Here is a 24,137-nt window from a genome sequence, read left to right on the forward strand (position 1 = left end):
CTCTCAGCGAAGTTGGACTGACAAGCGCCCGCACGTGATTTCGTGAACCATTATCTGACGCTAGCGCACGGTCGTCCAGTTTCGTCGTGGCAGTTTCGTGACACAAAGCTCGATGTCTGCTCGAGAACGTCAGCGATTTTGTCCATTCGCTGCCGCTTACGACGGCTCCCGGCGTCGATTGCCTATTTCGACAGCAGTTAACCGCCACCGTCCGCCGCGCTGATTGCGACTTTAATCGCGGCGCGGGCGCCTAGCATCAGCTTACAGCAGGATCAGGCAAAGCACGGGAGTTTTGAGAAAGACGCTGGGCCTGTACCCGCTTAGAACGCGCGCCGAACGCTCAACGATGCTCCTCGAAGCTAGGACAGGTTCATGAGCCAGCCAATCTTGCGCGATCATTCACATCAACAAAATCAGCCAGACGCTTCCGGCGCGCAGCAGCGTTATTTGCAGGTTGCCGACCGCCGTCCTGCCGATGTTGAGATGGCACGCGTGCTTCACACCAAACCACTCAGCATGGCTTTGGACCCCTCTGGGAGCGCGATCGCTCACTGGAAACATGAGCCATTGCACGACGTCGTCGAGCCTATGAGCCATCACGTCATCATGGCTTACAACGGCTCGATGCAGCGCATGGAGCGTCGGACAGGCAGATCGGTTGCGATCGGAACGTTTCGGCCCGGTGTATTGATAATCATTCCGGAAGGATCAAGCTCACGATGGGATATTCCGAAACCTGTTGATGTCGTTCAGCTCTATCTTCCTCACGCAGTGCTCAAGCGCGTCGCTGACGAAGCCAACACCGCCACACCGATCGACCTCGTGGAGCGAACGGCGCATCACGACCCCATTACGTCCCGATTGATCTTGAGCGCGACGGATGTCCTGGAGAGCAATGAGGCGCTGGATACGCTGTTCAGGCACCAATTAATAGACCTCCTGGCCACGCGTCTTCTGGCTGCGCACACCGGCTCGCCAACGACGATCCAGCCAACAATGGGCGGGCTTTCGCCGAAGGTCCTGCTCCGTGCCACCGACCGCTTGCGCTCGGACAGCGATTCGGACGTCTCGCTCGCGGCGCTGGCTTCGGATGCCGGTCTATCGCGCTTTCATTTCTGCCGTGCCTTCAAGGAAAGCACCGGGCTTTCGCCTCATGCCTGGCTGCGCCAGTACCGGCTCGAGCAGGCCATGAGCATGCTGCGCGATAGCGATGAATCCGTCGTCTCGATCGCGGCGGCCCTCGGCTACTCCTCCCAGACCGCCTTCGCCGCGGCATTCAAGAAACTGACCGGCGAAACGCCAAGCGACTGGAGACGTCACAAGCGTTGACGGCATTCGTTCTACCGTAACAAGCTTTTCCCCACAGCGGGAAATGTCCACGACGCAGTCGCACTTATGGCCGACCACGTCCATGGCTCTCCCCCACGGCATCACTGCGGTTCTAGCGGTGAGTGGGATATCGGCGGTGTTTGGAGCGGCGCGTTCTCGCACGATGACACTCATCGACCGGGCTCAACCTCGCCATGGGTATTCCCGGGTTCTTGAAACATGATGCTGTAATCCGCAGACAACAGTCGAGCGCGTTGTCCGGCACGGCATCCCCTGCGATCTCTTGGACCGCGATCCAGCCGGTCATTGACGCGTTGTCGCCGATGGCAATGCCGCCGCACCGGCGAACACTTGCGCGGACATCGATACCGATGTCTCACTCGCGAGGCGGGCCTGTCGAGCTTCCACTTCTGCCGAGCCTTCAAGGAAAGCACCGGGATCTCGCCGTCCGTTCGGCTGCGCCACAGTACCGCTCGATCACCATGAACATGCTGCAAGTCGCCGACGCATGGTTTTTTGTCGCTGGCGGCGGAGCTCGGCTACGCGGTCCTCGTACGCCCCGCCGTGGCGTTCAGCGATTGGCTGGGCGAAAGCCCTAGCGCAACGCCGCGTGCGTTAGCAGCAATCGCTCTGCAGGTACAGCAATCGCTCTGGCGCAGTCGCATCTTCGGTCCGCTAGATCATGAGGGTGCCCCACGCCCCGGCAGACGGAGACAACATGCTCAGGAAGAACTTGGTCGACCGGCTTGCAATCACTTCACGCCGAAAAGGCTTCGTGACCGCACTCGTGTACGGACTTTCATTGGGAGTTCGCTTCACTTCAGCAGCGGGGGAGGAGGTGGAAATTCCAGCGCAGGCCGTGCAACGGACCAGTCCCGTGATTTCCATCATGTCCAAAGTAGGCGCCCAGCTCCCCTACCAGAACTGGGGCCCGAGCCCAGCTTTGCCCGTGACCCTTAACCGTGGCTGGGCATCCCCTTTCGGAGGCTGCCGCGCGGCTTGTGAAAACCCCATGCCGATGTCTTCGGAACCGAACTGCCTACCATAGGTCCGCCGGTCTTCTGTCCGCCTGTTCGCGTCGACGTCGATCGGAGGATGCTTGCCGCCAAAGAGAAGCGGCGGTGCACTACCGAGAAAATCAAACCAAGGAGTAGATCACATGCGACTTGTTATCATAGGAGCCGGCTTCGCCGGCATGTACGCCGCACTTTCCGCAGCCCGCCTGCGCGATATCCAGGGCGTTTCGCCCGAGGAGCTCGAGATCGCGCTGGTCGCGCCAGAGCCAACGCTGGTGGTCCGGCCGCGGCTGTACGAACCGAAGCCCGAGACCCTGACGGCGCCGCTGCTGGATGTGCTCAAGGCCGTCGATGTTACTTACGTGCAAGGCAGCGCCGAAACCATCGACGCCAAATCCCGCACGGTGGGCATCGTCGCCACCAAGGGTGCGAAGAAGACCCTTTCCTACGACCGGCTGGTGGTGGCGACCGGCAGCCGGCTATTCCGTCCGAACATTCCGGGCCTTAGCGAGCACGGATTTAGCGTCGACTCGCTCGATGATGCAGTCGCCCTCGACAAGCATTTGCGCGGCCTGGCGAAACGGCCGGCGGCGAACGGGCGTGACACGGTTGTCGTTGCCGGCGGCGGTTTCACCGGCATCGAGGCGGCCACCGAGATGCCCTCGCGACTGCGCGGAATCCTCGGCAAGGACGCCAAGACGCGCGTCATCATCGTCGACCGCAACAAGGCGATCGCGCCTGATATGGGCGAAGGCCCCCGTCCTGTCATCGAAGAGGCCCTGCGCAAGCTCGGCGTGGAGACCCGGCTTGGCGCCGGAATTACATCGCTGGACGAATCCGGCGTCACGCTTTCCGACGGCGAGCACATCGAGGCCGAGACCGTGATCTGGGCGGCAGGTATTCGCGCGGCACCGTTGACCCAGCAGATCCCGGCCGAGCGCGACAATTTCGGCCGCCTACTGGTCGACCGGGATTTGCGCGTGCCATCAGTGCCAGGTGTCTTCGCTACCGGCGATGCCGCCAGGGCCGCAAGCGACGATATCGGCAATTACGCGCTGATGTCGTGTCAGCACGCCACGCGAATGGGCGCTTTTGCCGGCAACAACGCCGCCGCCGAACTGTTGGGCGTTCCGACCAAGCCCTATCACCAGAAGGGCTATGTCACCTGCCTCGACCTCGGCGAAGCCGGTGCGCTGTTCACCGTTGGCTGGGAACGCAAGGTGGCGATGGTCGGCGAGGTCGCCAAGAAGACCAAGCAGGAGATCAACACCGTCTGGATCTATCCGCCGCAGCCCGAGCGTGCCGCCGCGCTGGCCTCTGCCGATCCGGAGCGTGTGACTGACGTGAGTGGCTTCTTCTAGGCTTCACGCGAAATGGGCCGCGCCTCTCGCTGGCTGCGCGGCCAGCTCAACCGAGACCAGCCAGTAGCCTTGAACATGAAACAGGAGATCGAACATGGACGTAGACACGAGCCTTGCCAACACCTCACACCGCAGTGGACCGGGGTCCAAGGAATTGGTTCCGTCGCGCTACGCGGTGCAGGTCGGCGACATTGACGTGCTGGTCGTCAGCGACGGCGTGCTACCGCTCCCAACCGCAATGTTGGCACACAACATCGACCCGGCCGTCCGGGCGACCTGGCTGAAAGACATGTTCCTGCCGCCCGACGCCTACGATTGGGCGCTGAATGTGGTCGTGGTGCGTAGCGGCGACCGGACCATACTCGTCGATGCTGGGCTTGGGCTCGACCCGGACTTGCACTTGCCGCGCGCCGGGCAATTGATCAAGCGACTGGAGGCCGCCGACATCGATCTTGCGTCCGTGACCGACGTGGTGCTGACCCACATGCACATGGACCACATCGGTGGGCTGCTCGTCGAAGGGGTCAAGGAACAGCTACGTCCGGACCTGCGGATCCACGTGGCGGCCGCCGAGGTCAAGTTCTGGGAGGCGCCCGATTTCTCCCACGTCGCCATGCCGCCGGGTTTCCCGGACGCGCTTCGATCGACCGCCAAGCGGTTCGTGAAAGAGTACCGCAGCCAGCTACGGCCGTTCGAGGAGCAGTACGAGGTGGCACCGGGAGTGATCGTCACTCGCACCGGCGGCCACACCCCCGGGCACAGCGTGGTCCGCGTGGCGTCCGGCGGCGACCGGCTGACGTTCGCCGGCGACCTCGTGTTCGCGGTCGGGTTCGAGCACCCCGACTGGTACAACGGCTTCGAACACGATCCCGAGGAGTCGGCCCGCGTTCGTATCAGTCTTTTGCGGGAACTGGCTGAGACCGGTGGACTGCTGGTGGCCACTCACCTGCCGTTCCCGTCCGTCGGGCATGTGGCAGTCGACGGCGACGCCTTTCGTTGGGTCCCGGTCTTCTGGGACTACTGATCGCACAGTTCGATCGAGAGGCGCCTCGTAGGCGCTTCATTCGATAAGGGCCGCGTTGCCGGCGCCGGAGCGCGGCCCGCTCACCCAAAATCCTCTTGGAGCTCGACCTCGATGAAACACGAGACCGTGCGCGCCTCGCAAGTCAACGGCTGCGCCTTCTGCGTGCACATGCATATCAAGGAAGCCACCCGCCACGGTGAGTGCCCGCTCCCGTTGATGACCCCGGCGCAACCTGAGTGTCCGCGCAAAGATGCTGCTGGCTTCACGGACCCTCCGCACGGCGATCGCGCCTCGAAGCCGCGCGATGGGAGAGTGTGATGAACGTCGTTGTCTTTGGTTCAACGGGGTCGACAGGACGGCTCGTCGTTGAGTCCGCCTTGTCCGCGGGTCACGTCGTCACTGCCTTTGTCCGTGACCCGAAGCGCATGCCCTTGACGCATCCGAATCTCAGGATCGTCGAGGGCGATGCAATGGATGCAGCCTCGGTGGCCTCTGCGGTCCAAGGTGCGGATGCGGTGATCTGCACGTTGGGGATGGTACCTCAGGCGAAGGAGGATCTGGGTCGACGCCAGCCCGGTGTCCCGGTTTGCTCGGTGGGAACCAAGAACATTCTGGCCGCCATGCCTCCAGGCCAGAGTCGACTCATCGTTGAGAGCTCGGTGAGTGTCGGTGAGAGCTACCACACCGGGAGTTTTGGCGCAGGCTTCATGGTCAAGCTCGCACTCAAGGAGGTGATGGCAGACAAGGAGGCGCAGGAGGCAGCTGTCCGGGAGAGTGACTGCGATTGGACGATCGTTCGACCGGCGACGCTGACATTCAAGCGTGCTCGCGGAAACCTGAGGGCCGGGACCGATCTGCGCTGGAACATCACCTCAACAGCCACCCGCGCGGACGTGGCCGAGTATTTGGTCAAGATCCTCGATGACCCCGCGACATACAAGAAGGCCATAACGGTGCGCAACTAGGTTTGGCGACGAATTGCGGGGAAACCGCGATCTCCGCCGATGGCGGCCGGACCGTGAGTGAATTGGCAGAGCTGTCAGCGACAACAACCGTTGCAGGAGGGTATCGTGGTGCATGTTAACAAGAAGGCGGTCGGCTTGGTGCTGTGCCTCGGCGCTGTCGTGCTTGTGGCTGGTGGCTGGGCGTATGCCCATTCGAACGAGACATTCACCGATAACGCCTATATTCGCGGCGAAATGACCTCGCTCGCGCCGAAGGCTGCAGGCTACGTCACGGCCGTGGAGGTTCAGGATAACCAGACCGTTCGTGCAGGCGACGTCCTGTTCCGGATCGACGATCGCGACTACCGCGCACGCCTGGCGCAAGCCGAGGCCAATGTCGAAGCCGCCCAAGCCCGCCTCACCAATGTCGATGCGGAGATCCAACTCCAGCATGCCCTGATACGGCAGGCCGAAGCTCAAAGACTTGCGAGCGTGGCCGAGATGAATCTGGCGCGGAAGGCCTCCGATCGCCGCCGCGAACTGATCCGCACCAACGCGGTCAGCCAGGCGCAGGTCGATGAAAGCGATGCGGCGTTATCGAGAACCGAGGCGGGCGTATCGGCGGCGGCGGCAACGGTGGAGGCCCAGCGGGCACGCATCGCCGTCCTTGCCAGCCAGCGCGAAGCTGCACTTGCTGCAGTGGCGCAAGCGCACGCCGCACGCGACCTCGCCCAGATCGATCTGGACCACACCGTGGTGCATGCGCCGGTCGACGGCGTCGTCGGCAACCGCCAGGTTCGCGTCGGCCGGCTTGTCGCGCCGGGCACCTCCTTGCTCGACATCGTTCCGGTCAAGGACGTGTGGGTGGTGGCGAACTTCAAGGAAAGCCAGATCGAACATATCCGGCCCGGTCAGCGCGCCCGCATCAAGGTGGACGGCTATCCGAACCAGACAATTGAAGGTGTGGTGGACAGCTTTGCGCCCGGCAGCGGTTCTGCGTTCACCCTGCTCCCCACTGACAATGCGACGGGGAACTTCATTCGTGTCGTTCAACGGGTGCCTGTGAAAATCCGCTTCGACAGAAATCCATTGCCCGGCCGCGTCGTGCCTGGCCTGTCGGCGCGTGTCGAAATAGATCGAGGAAGCGGCACATGACCGCGATCGCCGACGCCACGCCAGGCTACGACAGGCGCGCGGCAGGAAGCATTCTTGTCGCAGGCATCGTGCTCGCCACTCTGACGGAGGCGATCGCAAGCACCGTCCTGTCGCTCGGGCGCAACGACATCATTGGCGACACCCATGCGACTCCCGACGAGTTCGCCTGGCTGGACATCGGATACACCGCAACGAAGCTAGTCGGGTTCATGGCCGCCTCCTGGCTCATGACACGCACCAGTCCGCGCCGCCTGATCATCGGTTCGACGCTGGTCATGGGCACGGCCTGCGGCATCGCCGCCATCACGTATCGGTTAGATCTGCTGGTCGCACTCCGCATCATACAGGGCTTCTCCGGCGGCACCTTGCTTGTCGCGGGACAGTCGATCATTTTTCTCGCCTATCCGCGATCCTACCAGCCGATCCTTCAGGCTCTGTTTGCGATGGGGTCCGTGGTCGCTCCTGCGACCATCGCTCCGGCGCTCCAGGGATGGTTGATCGACAGCCAGTCGTGGGCATGGATCTTCTTCGGCGTTGTTCCGGTAGCCCTCGCCGCTATCGGACTTCTCGTGATCGCAGACGGCCCCAGGCCCGTTGCGGCTGCGCGCCTTCCGTTCGACTGGGTCGGCTTCTTGCTGATCTCAGTCACATTCTTCTGCTTCACCTATGTTCTCAACCAAGGCAGCCGATGGCGTTGGTTCGAGGAGCCTCGCATCGTGTGGCTGACCGTGATCGGCGCAGCCGCCTTGCTGGCATTTCTCGGCCAACAAGCGATGGCCAAAAGCCAAGGCCTGTTCGATTTCACCCTGTTCCGGTCGAGCGATTTCTCCTTCGCCTTCATCGTCAGTTTCGTCGCCGGTGCCGCCTTGTTCGGCAGCGCGTATCTGATCCCGTCGTTTGCCGTGTCCGTACTCGCGTTCACGCCAAGTGAGGCCGGCCAGCTCCTATTGCCGAGCGGCGCGCTTTTCGTCGGCGCGCTCCTCATTGCTGCCTTCCTCATGCAGGTCCGCGGCGCCCCGCCGATCGTCACCGTGCCGTTCGGCATCCTGATGATCATGGCCGCGATGTGGATGCTGTCCGGCTCGACCACCGAAAGTGGCGCCGACGACATGATGGCCGCCATCCAGCTACGCGGCTTTGGACTTGGCTTCCTCTTCCTGTCGATCACCCTTATCGCTTTCAGCGACCTCAACAACCGCAATCGAGCGTCCGGCATCGGTCTTTTCAACGCCGGGCGCCAACTCGGTGGCCTCATGGGGGTAGCCGGGCTCCAGACCATGATCGACCACAATGTCACCACCAATGCCACGGTGCTCAGCGCCAGTGTTACCGCAGGCCTTCCCGCGGTCAGCGAGCGGCTGGGAACGACGAGTGCCATGCTCGCAGCACGAGGAATGGACAGCGTGGCCGCCGGCCGGACTGCGATGGGTCTGTTGGGTCGAGCCCTCACCGGTCAATCCACGGTGATCGCTTTCGACACCGCGTTCGCTGCCATCGCTCTTCTTTTCGTCATCGCTGCGCCGGTTCTGGTCACCATCAAGATCGCGTTTGCCCTGCACGCGAAGAAGCGCGCGGCGCAGTTAGCCCGAACCGAGGAGCCGTACATGACATACCCCGCGTCGAAACCCTCCCGCCAAGCCAATGCCGTGTCGAGGCCAGACCCTCGCGCCGAGATCGTGCTGGCGGTCAGCGAGGCCCTCGCCCATCCGAGCGGCGCGCCCGCTGACCTCGATAGTATTTTGGACCGAAGCGGATACTCGAAGGAAGACATTCTATCGGCATTCAAGTGCGTCGACGAGCTCATCGTCGCGATCGCCGAACACAAAGCCTCCCTCATATCGCAGCCGTTGGTGAGGAGAGCGCACCCCGGCACCGTAGATGATGCACGCGAGACACTCATCGCGTTCGGCCGCGTTGCCTGGAAGGAATACTCGACCACCCTGGTCGGCTTCGTTCGGATGATGATGACCGAGGGTGCACGCAATCCTGCGCTGAAGAAGCGGGTGCACGAGGCGGGACAAGCGATTGTCACACTCAAGCTACGGGAGTTTCTGTCCGCAGCAAATGAGCGGGGGATCCTGTCGATATCGGACGCTCAGCTATACGCCGAGCAATTGCTGGGACTACTGAGAGAACCGCTCTACCAGGCGCTGATGCTGACTCCGGCAATCAGCCTCGAAGCCCCAGCCGCCGACCGCGTCAGAGCCAGTATCGAAAGCTTCATTCATGGATGTGGGAGCACGAGGAGCATGAAGCGATGAGCGCAGCCAATGATATTGGCCGGTCAAGATGGTCTGGCCCGAGCGAGAGCCCTTCAAGAATGAAGGTTGTCGGCGACGTCCCGGCGGACCTGGCGAACAGCATCGACGATAATGGGTCCCTGGTGACAGTCGACCCCGCCGACTGGATCGTCTGTTTCGTGCCCGGCCTTCGACGGCAATGGTGGCATCGCTTCGTCCATCACAGGCATAAGCATGTCTTTGCCATGCGGCCCACGAGCACGGGGAGTTGGCTGCTCGTTGAGCCGTGGTGGACGCGCATGATGGTGACGATCCTGCCACCGGCCGATGCCGTCAGATTTCTTCGGTGGGGTGCGACGGGCGATATCCTGCGGGTCCGCGAAGCGGTCCCGGGCACAGCGAGCCAGCTTCGCGGTTGGTCGAACTGCGCGGTTCTCTCGGCGTTCTTGCTCGGCCGACCGAGCTGGACATGGACACCGCACGGTCTCTACCGGCAGCTACTGCGCGAAAGGTCAACGCGGCGCGAGAACGTGCAGCAACTTCTCGTCGACCAGTTCACCAAAGTCGTCAGCCATTACTCGTCCAACGCGCTGAGTGTCAGTGCCGACCAGCTTTCCTTGCCACTCAGGGAACTACTCATCATCATTGGGCGCAATCTCCTCGAAACGATGATGACGCCGTCGTTGCTGGAGGTCTGTTATACAGCCATACTTGAAGCGGACCGCTACCCCGATGCGACACGGGCCTACGCGCAACATGGACCTACGCCAGCCATCGCGGTCCTTACGAAAATTCTGGCAAAAGCGAAGCAGGCCGGAGAAATCGATCTAGCACATTGCGAAGCCGGCGCCCGCCAGTTTCTTGGGATGCTCCATGGAAACGTCCATCTGGAGGCCGTGCTTCAGCTCGGCGACGTACCAACGCTTTCCGACATCGATTTGCGCGCTCGCACCGCGGTGAAAGTCTTTCTCGACGGCGCCGAGCCTGACGAGAGGACAGGAATCGTTGCGCGAGCGGCATTGACGGCATGACTGGTGCCACTCGCAGCGACAATCCTACTGTGAGGTGGGGTTGCCATGGCCAGGATGCGCCGGTCTCTCTACATACTCGCAGCGCGGCGCAGCTGCCCCCATGCGTCGCCGACGACAAAGAAACGAAGTGGGAAGATGCCGGCTATGTCGGCCGGCTCTAATCCAGACAGAACGTTGAAAGCGGTTCTGTCGGGCGGCCTTCGGGTCGGCTTCGCCTCCGCCTCGGCGGGTAAAGTAGATCACAATGCCGAGAATGGCCCGCCAAAATCACCGTTTCAAAAACCGTTTTGAGTTCGGTCGTCTCAAACGGTTCGCGAGGGCAAGTCCTTGAAGAACTTGGTGGGCGCACCAGGGCTCGAACCTGGGACCGCTGATTAAGAGTCAGCCTTGGGTTGAGAACAATCAATGACTTGCTGGTCGCACGACCGGGCTTATCCGACTGAAAGTGGGCGTTCGTCGCACGATCAAAGTGCTGCATTTCACCGGCTAACATCCGCGCGGTCGGAGCATCCGCGGGGTAGGCTCTGGCATCTGGTTGGCGCCGTGTCTCTTGCAAGCTACCGTTAGAGCGGCTCACGCGGCGGATTGGAGCCTTTTCCGTTCCGATTGATCGAATCCTCGGGTACCCTCATTCTGCCGCGTCGGCGGAACTGGCGAAGTTGATAGATGGCTGCATGGAGAGCGGAGATGGGCCGGCTCGATAAGCAGATGGATCCGTTCCACCCTGCCGCGCATCTGACGACGGCGGATCGCGTCGCCGACAATCTTGGGCTTGAGCAAGTCGACACGTCGTCGTCCGTTGAACCGGCCCGAGAGAAAGCCGCCTCGTCACCCGCGCATTTTGGGTCGGGCCGGGCGGGGACCGGTGTAACGGGCTCTACCAATTGGATCGACCGAGCACGTCGCATCTGGCGGCGCCATCTCCAGCGCGATCAACTCCCCCGAACGACCGGGGGGTCGACGGGAAACTTCGAGCGCTGGTTGATCGCACTGCTGAGCGTCGGCTTCGTCGTGAGTTGCGTTTGCGCGATCATTGTTTTCATGCAGGTCAACGCGCGCAAATTGGAGATCGCAACACTGCAACGTGATATCATCGCACTCAAGCTACGCGTAGCCAGGCTCGATCAGATCGCAAGCACGAACGAGATGCGCGAAAAGGCAAGCCGTGGAATACCCAAACCGCCGTCGGAGATCCAACGCGACCAGGCTCCGCTCATCCTGTCACGTGAAGAGATTCAGCTTGTCCGAGACTATATCAAGCCTGCACCAGTTGCTGGCCCCGCGACTGAGACGACAAAGGTCGGCGATCCCGTCGTGGGAGAAACCGTTCCCTTTTCCTCTCCGATCACGGACAAGGTGCGGAAGCTGCTCGGCGCGAGATTTACCGTTCGCAATGGCGTTGTTGTCATCGTCCGCAGCGGCAGCCGTCACGCTGATGCTGTAATTGGGCCCAATTGACGAGAACTGGCCGCGATCGCAGTAGTCGATCGCCCTCTTAAGGCTGGTTGTTCGGTGGTCTTTCAATGAACCGCCGGCTGCCATTGAGAAGCTCGAGGTTATTGGCGATAACCGGGTTGCCTGGATCGAGCGAATAGGCCTTCTCGAACTTTCGGCGCGCCGCACTCAGATTGCCGCGCAGCATGTACGAATATCCCTGGTCGTTCAGGACCTGCACGGTTTCGCCGCCCAGCCGGATCGCTTGGGCATAGGCCTGATCGGCGAGATCAAAGCGACGTATCCGATCATAGCTCGCCGCGAGTCCAACCCAGGCCGTCACGTCCTTCGGCGATTTCTCGACCGCATCCCTGAAATAGCGATTGGCTAACCCGTAGCTGCCGCGGTTGAAATGCTCCAAGCCCAGCCGTACCGGCTCGTCCGAGGGATAATATTTGACGTCCGTCGGCTCCTGCACGGGGTCCCCCCCAGGCGACTCGACGGGAGCGACGACGGCAGCCTGCCTCAGCGTATGATCACACCCCGCAAGGCCGATCCCCAACCAGCAACAGGTCAGCATGAAGATGATACGTCGCATAACCCCTTGGTCCCCCGCACGTCGCAGCAACTTCACTGCGCCGTTCGCAAACAAAATCGCCAAAACCACGCACTAAAAATCGTTACCTGCCGCCTACGCCTACTCCACCAACCGGCACTGATACTCCAGCAGTCGATCCAGCCCCCAATCCTTCTATGTTGACGTTCTGGGTTGGGGCAGTCCGCACGCCCATTTGTTTCGTCGCATCGCCGATGTCGGGAAGCTGATCCACCGGCTGTTTCGTGTTGCCATAGCGAGTCACGGCGGCGCCCACGCGCCGGGCGTCGTACGTGATCCTGCGATCACCGACGTTTCGCGGCCATGGATGGATTGTGTGGGTGACCGCGTTGACCTCCTTGGCATTGCCGGCACTCATCGTGATGGTGTCTGAACGCTGGAAATAGCGGTCCACCTCGTCATGACCGGCCACCCCGTAACATCCCCCGAGCAGCAGCGGTGCGAACAGAGCCAGATACCTGATGGTCATCTCCCGCTTCCTTCTCAGTTGAGCGTTTTTACGACCGGCTGGTTCGCAACGGCCGGTGCCGGAATGGTCGCAGTGACCTCGGGAGCGATGATGTGACCATAGGGTCCTTTAACGTCGCCGCCGGAGTTGACGTAGTCATTGTAACGCTTGCGCACTTCCATCTGGCCATTGAGGAAGAAATCGACGTCGTTGGCCGGAAGGCGGGAGTCGAGCGGCGACGCCAATTGCTGACCGGGTGCGGCCGGCGCGACTAGGCGCGGCGTCACGATGATGACGAGATCGGTTTCCTCCTGCTGGTACGACTTGCTGCTGAACAGGCTTCCGATCACCGGCACGGAGCCGATCCATGGCAGTTGCGAAACGTCTTGGCGATTCCGGGTCTGCAGCAGGCCGGCGATCGCAAAGCTCTGGCCATCGCGCAACTCAACCGTGGTGCGCGCGTCGCGGCGGGTCAGCGCAGGAACAGTCGTCCCCTGGATCGTCACCGCATTGGCAAAATCAAGCTCACTGACCGACGGCTCGACCCGAAGGTTGATCACGCCGCGCGAGAGCACGGTGGGGACGAAGGCCAGTTCGACACCGAACTTCTTGTAGTCGATCGTGATCGTGGGAAAGCCATTCGAGGTCTGGGTCGGTATCGGTACCGGAAACTCGCCGCCGGCGAGGAAGCGCGCGGCATCGCCGGACAACGTGGTCAAGTTTGGCTCGGCCAGCCGGCGCGCCAATCCTTTGGTTTCCAGCGCCGAGATCAACAAGTCCACCGAGCCGCCGCTGGTGGTCCTGATAATGCTGGTCAACAAGCTTCCGAACGGGGCCGGCGCAATACCTCCCGCTGTACCGGCGAGCGTCCCCAAAGTTCCGAGTATCGGAAGGCTGCCAGCAGGATTGGCGCCAACAGGAGTGCTGCTGGTGGTAAGGGCGCTAGTGTTGCTGCCGGTGGTGGGCACTCTGGTGATGTTATTGATGCCGCCGATCGGCGCCCGCCCGACGGCTGTAGTTGAACCAAGGCCGGTATTGCCGACGTTGGTGCCATTGGCATTTGCCGCATACAGATTGACGCCTAGGTTGCGGCCAGCCTCCCGACTCACCTCGAGAAAGCGCACCTCCAGCATCACCTGCTGCGGCGCCGCGACACTCATTGCGTTGACGACGACTCCGCCTTTCGCAACGGTGCTCGTGGCGATCGCCATGGCCCGCTCGGCCGTAACCGCATCGGCCGCCGTTCCGCTAAGCACCACCTGGCCCTCGGAAGCCGAGACGCGGATCCCGTGCCCGCCAGTGCTGCTGCGGATGTTCTGCTGGAGATTGGTGGTATCGATCACGACCTCGACGTCGAGGATGCCGATCTGCTTCATCGAGGAGTCGAGCAGGATGACGTTGGTGGTGCCGGTCTGCTTGCCCTGGACGTAGATCAGGTGATCGCTGAGCGACTTCACGTCCACAATGTCGGGCGAGCCGGCCACGATAGTTGCGAAAGCCGTATCGACCTTGAAGGTGCGTGACTTGTTGACCACCACCTTGACCCGCTGGACGTCGTTCATTTCGCTGACGAAGACGCCGCCGCCGGAGGAGCCCCGCCGGTCTGCCGCTGTCGCGGGGTCAGCGGACGCAAAGGAGGCGAGCGCCGCGCCAAGACCCATCACGCTGAAGGCGAGAAGCCTCCTTATCTTACCCGAAATGCGACCGCCACCCATTCGAGTCCCCCCAACTGCGATCCGCGGCTCCCCCGCAAATCTACGTGCTCGATATCCCCAATAGTTCCCCTCTGCGCACCACGCCGCAGAGCTTACAAGATGTCCGACTACAATTCGTTACTTCGCGTTTCCAAGATCATCGTCCTTGATGCTGCCTGCGTGCAAGAAGAGACGCTTACCGCACAGCCTCAAGTGGCAAAGAAAACTTTCCAATGTTGCGGGCGCGCATCATTTCTCTCTGCAGCTCCGTTCAGAACTGCTGCAGCACGACCACGTTTGCGCGATTCCGTCGTGGCTCACGATCGAACGGCGTCGGCTCGTCGTCTCCAAACGGCACTTGGCCAGGCTCAGATTGCTTTGGCGCAGTTCGATTCCGAGGGGTTTGTCCAGCTCGAGCGCCGACCCGAGGCGATGTCGGCCAAGATGGGTAAGGCACGTTGCCATATTTTGCCTAGAAGGGAATTTGCGTTGACGCGCTCGGTGCATTGAGCGTCGTACCCCATATCGGCATCAGCATGGTGAAGCCGGCTTGAGAAGCGGTCACTGTCAAATTGGTGCCGCTGGATGCCACGCTCAGCGTCGGCGTGAGACCGCCGCGATACAGGAACGGCGCGGCAGTCTGCTTTGCGGTTGTGGACATGGGATCGCCCGCGCAGCTTGACGGCGACTGAGGCGGGCTTTGAAGCAAGGCAGGCGTGTAGCAGTTGATCATGACCGCTCGGGCCCCGGCGCTCGCGAGCGTCCGCAAGGACTGCATCGTGATCGCATAGCGTCCGAGATCGAAGATGGCGAAGATCAACATAAAAAGGGACACAAAGGCGAGGATGAACTCGAACGATGCGATGCCCCGCTGATCGAGCTTTCTCATCACTGCACCAAGCGGACAACTTGGGTGTAAGGGACGGTGACCGGATTACATCCATCCGTGCTCAGGAAGCCGCCACCGCCCATGGTGAGAGTTTTGGCGATCACTTGTGAACAGGTCGTATTGGTACTTTGCGTCGCTCCGTTCCAGGTCACGTCGACGTGCGGGAAATACATCGCACCACCCAGCTTAACCGAACCACCGTTGATGGTGACCTGATTACTGCTCTTGCTCGGTGCTTGATCATCAATCAGAACGCCGTTCAGATCAGAAGAGAAAGTGTTGGTGTAAGGCGCGGACAGATTAACTACAGCGCCGCCAGAGATGGAAATGCTGGAATCCCCGAGTAATACAAGAGTGACGCCTAAACCTGTGCCAGCCGGTGGCCAGGGTGTGCAGGCACTGCAAGTGATGGTTCCGCCATTGAATCTTATCGTGCCATTGTAGAAAAAGTACGTGCCCGGACTAAAATCTACCGCGTTCCCGGTCGTGCACGTTAGGTTGCGGTACAGGTTAGTGCTGCTCGGCGGGGTATTAGGCGTCAACGTACCACTGCATGCCAAATCGTTTGGCTTCCCGCTCGAGGTCAAGCTATTGAACGATTGGCTGTCCAATTTGCTAAGTGGATTGTTGGCATACGGCATGAAATAGTTGTACGTGACGCCGGGATTGGCGCAGGTGCTGGCTGGACTACAGCCGGTTACACCCAAGACGGCCCATCCCGAACCGGTGAAAGAGGCAGTGCTGGCAAACTGAACACTGGCATCCGACATTATCGGGCAACCCGTGCCGTTGTTGCTGACGTTACCGGCAATCTTAAGCGCCCCTCCGCCGCCGTTCGGATCAGGTCCGAGCGCCAAGGCGCACACCTTGCTCGGCAGTTCGACCAGAGCGATGGCTTGGGCGGGGATGTTGACGGTCGTCAAACCCAGCACTGCCGACAAGTAGGCCGGCTGTTGCTGAGTGACGAGGGCGCGAACGGCGTTACCGCCGCCTCCTGCGGGCGGCGTTGTGAACGCACCCGCACTATAGCTGCCGATGTCGATCTGCACCGCCCGCGAGATTCCTGTTGGAAGGCTTGGCGCACAGTTGGTGCCCGGATAGGCCGTATCGCCGGTGTTGCAGAACCCGTTCTGTGCCGCGAATTCCTTTGCTTGATAATCCACTGATGTATCGCAGAGCACACCAGCATTGTCGCATGCAAGTCGCAGGGCGCCCGAGTAGGCCGCTGCATCGGCGGCATTCTGCGCGTGCTGCCTGGTGACGTACCACGATCCCGCCTCGGCCCCGAGTGCGACCACGCCGATGAGCGGAATCAGCACGATGACTGTTGCGAATGCGGCCGAGCCTCGTCTGGAACGGAGCAGACTGCGCATGAGAACACCTACTGGAAACGTTCGGAGTAAGGCAGCGTGTACGTGCAACTGCTGGGGCACAGCACCGACGTCAACACAATCGGGGCCAAAGTGACGGTCGTCGAAAACGTAAAGTACTTGGGAGTCAAACCAAGGTTGCCGGAGTTGCAGGCTGTGCTTCCGCACATGACCTGGATGTTGCCGATGGTATGCCCGGCGACCGTTGTCTGCAGCGTCGACACCCAGGTCCCCGGGTTCGCCGGGTCGGGCGGACTCTTGTATTGAATGTATTGTCCGAATGAGCGCAAGGCCGACCACGCAGAGATAAACCGGAAGCCCGCGGCAGCGACGTCGGCAAGCGGCATCAGCAGGAACGACACCATGAAAATGTAAACGATGACTGTCTCAAACGCGACGGCGCCGCGCTGATCGGCGACGAAGGACCCTTTACGATACGCGCGCCTGCCTCCACGGGGACTTGCCACGTGCGATCGCGTCACCCGAGCCGCAGCGATCTGAACCATGTCCACCACAATCCGGCCACGCATAGCCGCTCACCAAACGTAAGGAATCACTCGCCAACGTGATGCTTCGTAACTCGAATACTCGGGGCAATTGCGCCGGAGCAGGTCTTCTTCGTAAAGGATTCGGCAGACCTGAATGCCTATATGCAGAACCAGGACCATCACCGTGACCGGTGTCAGGTATTGCAGCACGACGCCCAGCACCACGATTTCTTCGGCGACATAGAGCGGGTGCTTGATCCATCGATAGGGTCCGGTCTGGACCACCGAGCGCGCCTGCGGCACCAGGCTGAACGACCGACCCAGATGTCGGATGGTGACGAGCATCATGATCGTGCCGACCAGCACGCAAGCCGTCGATGCCAGGTTGGGCAGCGTGTCGTCGGTTTTGCCGAGGAAGCTGATCGACCACGGCAGATAGCTGCCGACGAAGGCAGCTATTCTTGGAAGCAGGCCATCGGCATGCGCCTTTGCCGGTGAGCGCGTCATGATCAACAGCGCCAGGAGCATGTAGAAGATGCCGAGGCAAAAGCTCGACAAGAGCGAGGGCCACGGATCGTGCAGCGACGCCCCAATCCTGACGGCGACGCAAAGAGCCAGCAACAAGAACCACAAGCTGCCAAGCAGCCGCATGATCCGGTCGTAAGATCCGCTCTTGGAGAGGGCAATTGTGCTCATGGCTACTTTCCGAAGCTGGCGAACGAACGCACGAGGTGAAGAACCGGACTTCCCCCCATGATGACGAACATGGCTGGGAGCAGGAACAGCACCATCGGAATGGTCAGCTTGGCGCCCAACTTGTGCGCCCTTTCTTCCAGCTTGGTGATGCGTTCCCGCCGCAGGTCGAGCGCGATACTGCGCAGCGCCTGGCCCAACGGCGTTCCGTACTGCAAGCTCTGGCTGATCATCGTGCCGAACCGGCGAAGACCATCCGAAGTGACCGCCAAGTTCTCGAATGCTTCGACGCGACTTGGCAGTATCCGGAGATCATCAAGGAGTCGGTGCAGCACCCAGGCCATGGCAGGATTGGTCGACTTCATTTCTTCGGCGACACGCCCCAGCCCGCTTTCCAGGCCCATTCCCGCCTCGCTGCACACGATCAGCAAATCGATCATATCCGGCGTGCCCAGCCGAATGGCAGCATCAAAGCGCCGCTTCATCACCGACAGAGCCAATCGCGGACCCAAGATTCCGATCACCACACCCATCAGCGTGAAGACCAGCACGTCGGCAGGTCTCCTTCCCGAAAGTTGCGCCAGAAGCAGCGCAATGACCGGCAGCGCGAACATGCTGACGATCTTGATGCCGATCCAGATCGGCAAGGTTCTATGATGATTGAAACCAGATGAGTGGAGGACCGTTCGTAGCTCCTCCAGATTCTCCTCGGCGTAGAAGCGTCGATAGCGCATGCCCAGCCACGAGAACCAACCGGTCAGGTCTTTGAAGGGGGCTGAACGGTAAGGGATACCCATCACGGCGTTTGAGACCCGCGTGTCCAATGCACGGACGTGTAGTTCGCGGATGATCAACATGAAGGCCGCCGTTCCAGCTACGACTGCGAGGGCCACCAGCCCGAGACCAAAAGTCATAGTTCTGTTTCCCGCCTGACCATCCAACTTATCACCAGATGCCCGATGAGCACCGAGACTACCGCGTAAGCCAGAAGCTTGTTTCCGGTCGGGTCAGTGAACAGCAGATCGATGTTCTGCGGATTGGCCGCGTATAGCAATGCTCCGGCAATCAGGGGCGAGATCGTGAGTGCTCGCGAGGAAAAGATCACTTCTCCCGCCAGCGCCTTGGCGCGAGCAGCGAGCGCAACACGCTGACTCACCGTGTCGCCCAGCGTCTGCAAGGTCTCGGCCAAGCTGCCGCCGGACTTCAATTGAACCGCAAGTGTCACCGCAAACATCGCATACTCTGCCACTTGCGTTCGCCGATAGACGCCTTCGACGGCTTCCTCCGGAGGTCTTCCCAGATTCATTTCGCTGCATACGATTGCAAATTGTCCAGACGTCGGTTGCGGCATTTCGCGCGCGATGGTGCGAAATGCTTCGTGCACAGGCAGACCCGATCGAACCGTACTCGTCACCAGCTGAATGGCGTCAGGCAGCTGCCGGAAAAGTTGACTGGCGAACCGACGTTGCTGCCAGCCAAACAGACCTCGCACGACTACCACGGCGGCAATCGCAGCCGCGACAGACACGTAGAAAACGGAAAATCCCAGCAGGCGATTAGCGTAGAAGATCGCTGCTACTGCGATAGCGGCAGCAAGCAGCACATACGCCGGATGCCAGGCGTGAACCATCTCGGGCCTGTAATTGGCCAAACGGTGGAGAAGCAGATATCGGGAGCCGGTCTCCGCCCGGCGAATGGATGGCAGGCTGGCCGGATGGGAGGCCGGTAGAGCGACCGCCAGCCGGCGGTCCATGCGTCGCTCCCGGCCGTCGAGCCATAACGAGCCGACGGCTGCGCACATCGCGAGCACCAGAACAGCGACGATCACGGCCTCAGGTATCATATCTGCCTCACTGCCTCGGCCCAGGCGCGATCGAGCCCGAAATAGACGAGACGGCTCTTGAATTTCGGGACTGCAAGGGTGGCCCGGTAAGTGCCCGAGATCCGCCCATTGTCGTCCTCCTCCTGGTATTCGAATGTTGCGATGTCATTGGTGGTGATCACATCCGATTCCAGCCCCATCACCTCGCTGATCTGGATAATGCGACGTTGCCCATCGCGCATGCGTTCGACTTGCACGATGAGATCCAGTGCAGCGACGATCTGAGTTCGAATGGCTCGCGACGGCAGATTCACCTGCCCCATCTGCACCATGTTCTCGATGCGGGTCAGGGCGTCGCGAGCACTATTGGCATGGACCGTGGAGATCGAACCATCATGGCCGGTGTTCATCGCCTGCAGCATGTCAAACGCTTCGGCGCCGCGCACCTCGCCCACGACGATCCGGTCAGGACGCATGCGCAGCGCATTCCACAACAGATCGCGCTGTGTCACCTGCCCCGTGCCTTCAAGGCTGGGAGGCCGGGTCTCCAGGCTGATCACGTGCGGCTGCTGGAGCTGCAACTCCGCCGCATCCTCGATGGTGACGACGCGTTCGCTGTGATCGATGAACTGGCTCATGGCGTTGAGCAGCGTCGTCTTGCCGGACCCGGTGCCGCCGGAGACCAGGACATTGAGCCGACACCGGGCGGCAATCTCCAGCAATTGTCCGACGGCTGCGGTCATCGAGCCGTTTTCGATCAGTGCGGCGATATCCAGGCGGCGGCTCGGAAACTTTCTAATCGAGATGCAGGGGCTGTGGATCGCCAGCGGCGGGAAGATGATGTTGACGCGGCTGCCGTCGGACAAGCGGCAATCCACCATCGGACTGGATTCGTCGATGCGCCGTCCAACTTGCGCGGCAATTTTCTGGGCCACCGATGCGATGTGATCATTGTCGCGGAAGCGCACCGCGATCCGCTCCAGCTTGCCGGCTCGTTCGACATAAACGTTGCTCGGCCCGTTGATCATGATGTCGTTGATCGATTGATCGAGCAGAAGCGGACGCAGCGGCCCATAGCCGGTCATGTCGTCGGCAATCTCGTCCGCCAGTTGAAGCTGCTCGCGACCCGACAGTTCGAGCCGTTCCTCATTGGCGATGCCATGGATGATTTCCTCGATCTGGCGCCGAAGGACGTCACGCGAAACAGTTGCGGCCACCGATGGCTCAATCTGCTCGATGACGCGTTCGCGCAGTGAAGCTGGCATCACCGGCCGGTCAATCGAAGCCTCGTCGCGCCTTGAGGTTGATGCAGGCACGCTTGGCGTCGTTGCAGCCAAGCTCGGCGTCGATGCAGGCAAGCGAACCGGCGTTTCCTCGTCGCGCCTACCAAACTTTCTCATAGCCCCAGCAGCCTCCTCAGCCGTCCCTTCTGCTCGGCGCCAAGCCCCGTGATCTCCCGTACGATCGGCGCGAGATGGCGTCGCAGTGCAGATACGTGCTTCAGAGCGGGAATTCCGAGATTGACCGCCTGGGTCATGCCCTTCCCGAGATCGGGTACGACCATGTCAGGCTCTGTCCCCAACGCCTTGACGACCGCGGCCCTGGGAAGGCCGCCCGGGCGATTGGCACGGTTCAGCAAGGTGAAGACCCGATCCCTGCCGGCAATGTTGGTGACGGCGGTCCGTAGTGCGTGGGCATTGCGAAGTCCGGTCACCTCCGCCTCCAGCAGCACCAGCACGTGCCGGGAAAGAGAGATCACCGGATGGATGGATGACGGAAACGGGACCGGGACATCGACAACGATGTAGTTGAATCGTTGGCGGAGCAGGCCAAGGACGTGCCTCACGCCGGCTTCGGTGATGTCGAGCTGAGCGTCCAGCTCCTCATCGGCGGAAATCAGGCTAACCCGCTCGTTGACTGCGATTGCGGCGCGCTCGAGGAACAACGTGTCCGCCCGCATCGGATTCTCCAGGGCGATGCGCAGGCCTGGTCCGGGCTGAACACCCAGCATCACGGCTGTTTCGCCGCCTTGAAGATGAAGATCGAGCAGCGCGACCTTGGCCTTGGTGGTCTCCGCCAGTTGCAGCGCGAGATTGATGGCGATGCTCGTTGCGCCGGCACCGCCCTGCGCGCCGCAGATCGAGATCACATGCCCGCCTCGGTCGGTTGCCGCCGGCGCACGATCGCCCAGCAGCTTTGGGCGCAGCTGGTCCAGCACCATGTCCCGCGTGATCGGTCTCGGCAGGTACTCGGTCAAGCCGAGCTCCATAAGCGCGCGATAGAAGGTGATCTCCCTGCTTTCACCGATCAGAGCCACCCGGACATCGGGCGGACAGACGCCGGCCAGCCGCTCCAGTTCGGCAAATGGATCATCGATACCACTGATGTCCGTCACCAGGGCGAATAGTTCGGTGTCCGTTTCGAGCATCCGTATGGCATTGCGGATCGTGCCCCGCTTGATCGAAATGTTGCTGCCTTCAAGGCCCTTGCGCAGAGCCGCGGCACTCAGTTCGTCATTGACGAAGCAGACGATGCGATTGCGGGCGACAACAGACGTCGCTTCTTCGGGCGTACTGATGGCCGCTATGTTAACGCTCATCAACGTTTCTCCAGCAACTTGCCTGCCTGAACCACCATCGTCGCCCCGCGGCGGGACACTTCCGACCCGTCGCAGTTGATCGGAACGTCGCCATCGGCAGATTCCTGTTTCCTGACCGAGTATTGCTTTATCTGACCACCGGAATGAACAACGACCGCTGCAGTCCGGCCAGCAATCGCATTTTGGCGGGCGATTTCCGGCGACACATCGCAGCTGGACATGGCGCCAGTGTCCGCCGTATCCCACTGCTCGACTGCGGCCCGCACCGCCAGGGAAAGCGTTCCGAGCTGCCTTGCGACCGTGATCTTCTTGACCTGGTCCGGGGCAAGCTCCAACGATACAGTCTGCGCTTGCTTGCCGGCCACCGAGCCGGCTACCGAGCTTACGGTTCGGCCACCCTGCATGATTTCCTGGTCAATCGCGATGACTCGAACGTTTCCTAGAACGGTCTCGCTCAGGGCCCGGCGCGCGGGATCTGCCTTCTCGAACACCTGGGTCAACAAGACATCAACATGATCACCCGGCCTGATCAGCCCCGACACGCCAGACTCCTCGTCCACCTTGATGCTGATCGCACGGCTATCCGGTGCCAGGACGCTGGCCAGGAAGCCACGATCCCGAGGTCGCAATACGTCCTGCAAGGTGATGGGACTGCCAGCGTCGACGAACTTGCGGACCAGAGAGCCGGGAAGTCCGGCCTTCGAGTCCGGTGTTTCCAGGATCGCCCCTGCGGGAAGGCGTTCAGGCGACACCGAGCGCACGGCGAAATCTTCTTCGCGGGCCAATGTACCTTTCGACAGCGGACGTGCCGCGACAAAATACCCGACAGTCGAAGGAGGCGCCGGCCCTTGCGCCGTAACCGTTACCGGAACCTGTTTCGGCAGGTTCATGTTGTAGGCGATCAGCCCGAATGCGGTGGTTGCGAGCAAGAGCACCAGGATGATCGAGAGGCGCAACGTGGATGACATGTCAAAATCCTCTGCTCGAGATGGTCCAGATGCCACCGCACGCTATGGCCACCCCGTAAGGCAGGGGCGCGTGTCGCACGTGGCGCCAGCGCTCGATCGCGTAGACGCGCCGTGCGAGCGACGAACCGACCGGCGCCAATTTCGGATATGGCAGGACGCGCATCACCAGATGCACCAGGGCAAGAACGCCCCCGGCCAGCGCGGTTACCGCCAGCAACTCAATCAAGCCCGTCGGCGGCAGGCCAATGGCCAAAGCTACCAGTAACTTGACGTCGCCTCCGCCAATCCCGCCACGCTGGTAGAGCGCGAGCAGCAGCAGGAACAGGAGCGTCGCGGCGATGAGGGATTCGGCAAGTTGCATTGGGCTGGCAAGCTGACGGGCGATCCCGAGCAGCGCCAGCAAGAGACAGACGTCATTTCGGATCGTGCGGGTCGCGACGTCGAGCGTTGCGACATACAGCAACAACGAGATTTCCAGTATCGAGACGATGGAAGAAACCCAGCTCATGCATGCCTCAGGGGGGTGGGAAGGCACAGCAACAATAAGAATGGAGAGAAATAACATTCGGAGGGGGACACATTCCGATGCCCCCCTCTGGCCGGACGGCCGTATCAGACTGCCGCAGTAAAAGCGGTGGTGATCGCGGTGATCCCGCCTGTCAGCGCGGTTCCGATCGCACCGCCGGCCCCAACGCCGAACACAGCTGACACTGCGCCGATGATGCAAACCGCGACGATGATGTACTCGAATGACACCACGCCGTCCTGGTCCGTCCGCAGACGCTTCAACGCTTCCTTGGTCTCGATGAAATGATGCAACATAGAGGAATCCCTTCTTTCAAGATGGATTTTTCAGACACCTTGGCAACTTCAGCGGCTGCGGATTTATCTCCGGCCCCGCCAGCGACAAACTATTCATTAAATACTTATTAGCGTCAACATTTAATATATCATTCCGATTTTAAATCGACGCACTGCGAAGCGAGCCGTCACAACAATCTCAGAATCGACAAAAG

The 24,137-nt window shown here is 61.2% G+C and carries 24 protein-coding genes and 1 pseudogene; 11 read left to right on the top strand and 14 right to left on the bottom strand.

Annotated features, from left to right (window positions below):
• The first annotated feature begins 483 nt into the window (after positions 1–483).
• The 10 genes and pseudogenes from I6F36_RS24060 (at position 484) to I6F36_RS24105 (ending at position 11,558) form a co-directional block, all read left to right on the top strand.
• On the top strand, positions 484–1,329 hold the full coding sequence (locus I6F36_RS24060) for an AraC family transcriptional regulator (protein ID WP_225114641.1): 846 nt from the start codon (positions 484–486) through the stop codon (positions 1,327–1,329).
• Positions 1,330–2,488: 1,159 nt separating this feature from the next.
• Positions 2,489–3,706: an NAD(P)/FAD-dependent oxidoreductase gene (locus tag I6F36_RS24065; protein WP_225172306.1), complete on the top strand. Its 1,218-nt coding sequence runs from the start codon at positions 2,489–2,491 to the stop codon at positions 3,704–3,706.
• A 94-nt stretch (positions 3,707–3,800) separates the two neighbouring features.
• On the top strand, positions 3,801–4,730 hold the full coding sequence (locus I6F36_RS24070; protein WP_225172307.1) for an MBL fold metallo-hydrolase: 930 nt from the start codon (positions 3,801–3,803) through the stop codon (positions 4,728–4,730).
• A 111-nt stretch (positions 4,731–4,841) separates the two neighbouring features.
• Positions 4,842–5,048 carry a carboxymuconolactone decarboxylase family protein gene (locus I6F36_RS24075; RefSeq protein ID WP_225142614.1) on the top strand — a complete coding sequence of 69 codons (207 nt, stop codon included), beginning with the start codon at positions 4,842–4,844 and terminating at the stop codon, positions 5,046–5,048.
• On the top strand, positions 5,048–5,695 hold the full coding sequence (locus I6F36_RS24080) for an NAD(P)-dependent oxidoreductase (protein WP_225150340.1): 648 nt from the start codon (positions 5,048–5,050) through the stop codon (positions 5,693–5,695). Before I6F36_RS24075 ends, I6F36_RS24080 begins: the two co-directional genes overlap by 1 nt.
• Before the next feature lie 105 nt (positions 5,696–5,800).
• Positions 5,801–6,829 carry an HlyD family secretion protein gene (locus I6F36_RS24085; protein WP_225172308.1) on the top strand — a complete coding sequence of 343 codons (1,029 nt, stop codon included), beginning with the start codon at positions 5,801–5,803 and terminating at the stop codon, positions 6,827–6,829.
• Positions 6,826–8,403 (top strand): annotated as a pseudogene (locus I6F36_RS24090) (DHA2 family efflux MFS transporter permease subunit); the annotation flags it as partial. The gene I6F36_RS24085 and the pseudogene I6F36_RS24090, both read left to right, overlap by 4 nt.
• A gap of 30 nt (positions 8,404–8,433) precedes the next feature.
• Complete coding sequence (locus tag I6F36_RS39715) at positions 8,434–9,090, top strand: TetR/AcrR family transcriptional regulator C-terminal domain-containing protein (RefSeq protein ID WP_225172384.1); 657 nt, start codon at positions 8,434–8,436, stop codon at positions 9,088–9,090.
• A gap of 59 nt (positions 9,091–9,149) precedes the next feature.
• Entirely contained in the window at positions 9,150–10,100 is a 951-nt protein-coding gene (locus tag I6F36_RS24100; RefSeq protein ID WP_225172309.1) for a TetR/AcrR family transcriptional regulator C-terminal domain-containing protein, read from the top strand.
• Positions 10,101–10,787: 687 nt separating this feature from the next.
• Positions 10,788–11,558, top strand: a complete 771-nt coding sequence (locus I6F36_RS24105) for a hypothetical protein (protein WP_109145690.1) — start codon at positions 10,788–10,790, stop codon at positions 11,556–11,558.
• Positions 11,559–11,595: 37 nt separating this feature from the next.
• On the opposite strand, the gene I6F36_RS24110 is transcribed toward I6F36_RS24105, so the two are convergent.
• From I6F36_RS24110 to I6F36_RS24120, 3 genes are all read right to left on the bottom strand, one after another.
• Complete coding sequence (locus tag I6F36_RS24110) at positions 11,596–12,012, bottom strand: tetratricopeptide repeat protein (protein WP_036008114.1); 417 nt, start codon at positions 12,010–12,012, stop codon at positions 11,596–11,598.
• Between the two features lie 202 nt (positions 12,013–12,214).
• Positions 12,215–12,619 carry a hypothetical protein gene (locus I6F36_RS24115; RefSeq protein ID WP_036008116.1) on the bottom strand — a complete coding sequence of 135 codons (405 nt, stop codon included), beginning with the start codon at positions 12,617–12,619 and terminating at the stop codon, positions 12,215–12,217.
• Positions 12,620–12,633: 14 nt separating this feature from the next.
• Entirely contained in the window at positions 12,634–14,313 is a 1,680-nt protein-coding gene (locus tag I6F36_RS24120) for a type II and III secretion system protein family protein (protein WP_036031691.1), read from the bottom strand.
• A 99-nt stretch (positions 14,314–14,412) separates the two neighbouring features.
• Here I6F36_RS24120 and I6F36_RS24125 point away from each other — a divergent pair, with 99 nt between their 5' ends.
• Positions 14,413–14,802, top strand: a complete 390-nt coding sequence (locus I6F36_RS24125) for a hypothetical protein (RefSeq protein WP_146207697.1) — start codon at positions 14,413–14,415, stop codon at positions 14,800–14,802.
• On the opposite strand, the gene I6F36_RS24130 is transcribed toward I6F36_RS24125, so the two are convergent.
• The 11 genes from I6F36_RS24130 to I6F36_RS24180 form a co-directional block, all read right to left on the bottom strand.
• Positions 14,765–15,181, bottom strand: coding sequence for a TadE family protein (locus I6F36_RS24130; RefSeq protein ID WP_225150331.1), 417 nt, complete (start codon positions 15,179–15,181; stop codon positions 14,765–14,767). The genes I6F36_RS24125 and I6F36_RS24130 overlap by 38 nt on opposite strands.
• Complete coding sequence (locus I6F36_RS24135) at positions 15,181–16,554, bottom strand: pilus assembly protein TadG-related protein (protein WP_225172310.1); 1,374 nt, start codon at positions 16,552–16,554, stop codon at positions 15,181–15,183. Before I6F36_RS24135 ends, I6F36_RS24130 begins: the two co-directional genes overlap by 1 nt.
• A gap of 8 nt (positions 16,555–16,562) precedes the next feature.
• The gene (locus I6F36_RS24140; protein ID WP_225114733.1) at positions 16,563–17,057 is read right to left on the bottom strand and encodes a hypothetical protein; all 495 of its coding nucleotides are present in this window, start codon (positions 17,055–17,057) and stop codon (positions 16,563–16,565) included.
• 30 nt (positions 17,058–17,087) lie between these two features.
• Positions 17,088–17,690, bottom strand: coding sequence for an isoprenylcysteine carboxylmethyltransferase family protein (locus I6F36_RS24145; RefSeq protein WP_225143698.1), 603 nt, complete (start codon positions 17,688–17,690; stop codon positions 17,088–17,090).
• A 47-nt stretch (positions 17,691–17,737) separates the two neighbouring features.
• The gene (locus I6F36_RS24150) at positions 17,738–18,646 is read right to left on the bottom strand and encodes a type II secretion system F family protein (protein ID WP_036031699.1); all 909 of its coding nucleotides are present in this window, start codon (positions 18,644–18,646) and stop codon (positions 17,738–17,740) included.
• Positions 18,643–19,575: a type II secretion system F family protein gene (locus I6F36_RS24155; RefSeq protein ID WP_036041903.1), complete on the bottom strand. Its 933-nt coding sequence runs from the start codon at positions 19,573–19,575 to the stop codon at positions 18,643–18,645. The genes I6F36_RS24150 and I6F36_RS24155 overlap by 4 nt, the downstream gene beginning before the upstream one ends.
• The gene (locus I6F36_RS24160; protein ID WP_036008135.1) at positions 19,572–20,954 is read right to left on the bottom strand and encodes a CpaF family protein; all 1,383 of its coding nucleotides are present in this window, start codon (positions 20,952–20,954) and stop codon (positions 19,572–19,574) included. The genes I6F36_RS24155 and I6F36_RS24160 overlap by 4 nt, the downstream gene beginning before the upstream one ends.
• The gene (locus I6F36_RS24165) at positions 20,951–22,153 is read right to left on the bottom strand and encodes an AAA family ATPase (protein ID WP_225172385.1); all 1,203 of its coding nucleotides are present in this window, start codon (positions 22,151–22,153) and stop codon (positions 20,951–20,953) included. The genes I6F36_RS24160 and I6F36_RS24165 overlap by 4 nt, the downstream gene beginning before the upstream one ends.
• Positions 22,153–23,121, bottom strand: a complete 969-nt coding sequence (gene cpaB, locus I6F36_RS24170; RefSeq protein ID WP_192893116.1) for a Flp pilus assembly protein CpaB — start codon at positions 23,119–23,121, stop codon at positions 22,153–22,155. The genes I6F36_RS24165 and cpaB overlap by 1 nt, the downstream gene beginning before the upstream one ends.
• Position 23,122: 1 nt before the next feature.
• On the bottom strand, positions 23,123–23,629 hold the full coding sequence (locus I6F36_RS24175) for a prepilin peptidase (protein WP_050996277.1): 507 nt from the start codon (positions 23,627–23,629) through the stop codon (positions 23,123–23,125).
• Between the two features lie 104 nt (positions 23,630–23,733).
• The gene (locus I6F36_RS24180) at positions 23,734–23,943 is read right to left on the bottom strand and encodes a hypothetical protein (RefSeq protein WP_036008144.1); all 210 of its coding nucleotides are present in this window, start codon (positions 23,941–23,943) and stop codon (positions 23,734–23,736) included.
• Between the last annotated feature and the right edge of the window lie 194 nt (positions 23,944–24,137).

Source organism: Bradyrhizobium sp. BRP19, from assembly GCF_020194195.1.
GTDB classification, from domain to species: domain Bacteria; phylum Pseudomonadota; class Alphaproteobacteria; order Rhizobiales; family Xanthobacteraceae; genus Bradyrhizobium; species Bradyrhizobium yuanmingense.

What these genes read in the sequence shown, in the direction of transcription:
- I6F36_RS24060 (WP_225114641.1), top strand. Translation starts at nt 484, where the DNA reads ATGGCACGCGTGCTTCACACCAAACCACTCAGCATGGCTTTGGACCCC.
- I6F36_RS24065 (WP_225172306.1), top strand. Translation starts at nt 2,489, where the DNA reads ATGCGACTTGTTATCATAGGAGCCGGCTTCGCCGGCATGTACGCCGCA.
- I6F36_RS24070 (WP_225172307.1), top strand. Translation starts at nt 3,801, where the DNA reads ATGGACGTAGACACGAGCCTTGCCAACACCTCACACCGCAGTGGACCG.
- I6F36_RS24075 (WP_225142614.1), top strand. Translation starts at nt 4,842, where the DNA reads ATGAAACACGAGACCGTGCGCGCCTCGCAAGTCAACGGCTGCGCCTTC.
- I6F36_RS24080 (WP_225150340.1), top strand. Translation starts at nt 5,048, where the DNA reads ATGAACGTCGTTGTCTTTGGTTCAACGGGGTCGACAGGACGGCTCGTC.
- I6F36_RS39715 (WP_225172384.1), top strand. Translation starts at nt 8,434, where the DNA reads ATGACATACCCCGCGTCGAAACCCTCCCGCCAAGCCAATGCCGTGTCG.
- I6F36_RS24100 (WP_225172309.1), top strand. Translation starts at nt 9,150, where the DNA reads ATGAAGGTTGTCGGCGACGTCCCGGCGGACCTGGCGAACAGCATCGAC.
- I6F36_RS24105 (WP_109145690.1), top strand. Translation starts at nt 10,788, where the DNA reads ATGGGCCGGCTCGATAAGCAGATGGATCCGTTCCACCCTGCCGCGCAT.
- I6F36_RS24115 (WP_036008116.1), bottom strand. Translation starts at nt 12,619, where the DNA reads ATGACCATCAGGTATCTGGCTCTGTTCGCACCGCTGCTGCTCGGGGGA.
- I6F36_RS24120 (WP_036031691.1), bottom strand. Translation starts at nt 14,313, where the DNA reads ATGGGTGGCGGTCGCATTTCGGGTAAGATAAGGAGGCTTCTCGCCTTC.
- I6F36_RS24125 (WP_146207697.1), top strand. Translation starts at nt 14,413, where the DNA reads ATGTCCGACTACAATTCGTTACTTCGCGTTTCCAAGATCATCGTCCTT.
- I6F36_RS24130 (WP_225150331.1), bottom strand. Translation starts at nt 15,181, where the DNA reads ATGAGAAAGCTCGATCAGCGGGGCATCGCATCGTTCGAGTTCATCCTC.
- I6F36_RS24135 (WP_225172310.1), bottom strand. Translation starts at nt 16,554, where the DNA reads ATGCGCAGTCTGCTCCGTTCCAGACGAGGCTCGGCCGCATTCGCAACA.
- I6F36_RS24140 (WP_225114733.1), bottom strand. Translation starts at nt 17,057, where the DNA reads ATGGTTCAGATCGCTGCGGCTCGGGTGACGCGATCGCACGTGGCAAGT.
- I6F36_RS24145 (WP_225143698.1), bottom strand. Translation starts at nt 17,690, where the DNA reads ATGCGGCTGCTTGGCAGCTTGTGGTTCTTGTTGCTGGCTCTTTGCGTC.
- I6F36_RS24150 (WP_036031699.1), bottom strand. Translation starts at nt 18,646, where the DNA reads ATGACTTTTGGTCTCGGGCTGGTGGCCCTCGCAGTCGTAGCTGGAACG.
- I6F36_RS24155 (WP_036041903.1), bottom strand. Translation starts at nt 19,575, where the DNA reads ATGATACCTGAGGCCGTGATCGTCGCTGTTCTGGTGCTCGCGATGTGC.
- I6F36_RS24160 (WP_036008135.1), bottom strand. Translation starts at nt 20,954, where the DNA reads ATGAGAAAGTTTGGTAGGCGCGACGAGGAAACGCCGGTTCGCTTGCCT.
- I6F36_RS24165 (WP_225172385.1), bottom strand. Translation starts at nt 22,153, where the DNA reads ATGAGCGTTAACATAGCGGCCATCAGTACGCCCGAAGAAGCGACGTCT.
- cpaB (WP_192893116.1), bottom strand. Translation starts at nt 23,121, where the DNA reads ATGTCATCCACGTTGCGCCTCTCGATCATCCTGGTGCTCTTGCTCGCA.
- I6F36_RS24175 (WP_050996277.1), bottom strand. Translation starts at nt 23,629, where the DNA reads ATGAGCTGGGTTTCTTCCATCGTCTCGATACTGGAAATCTCGTTGTTG.
- I6F36_RS24180 (WP_036008144.1), bottom strand. Translation starts at nt 23,943, where the DNA reads ATGTTGCATCATTTCATCGAGACCAAGGAAGCGTTGAAGCGTCTGCGG.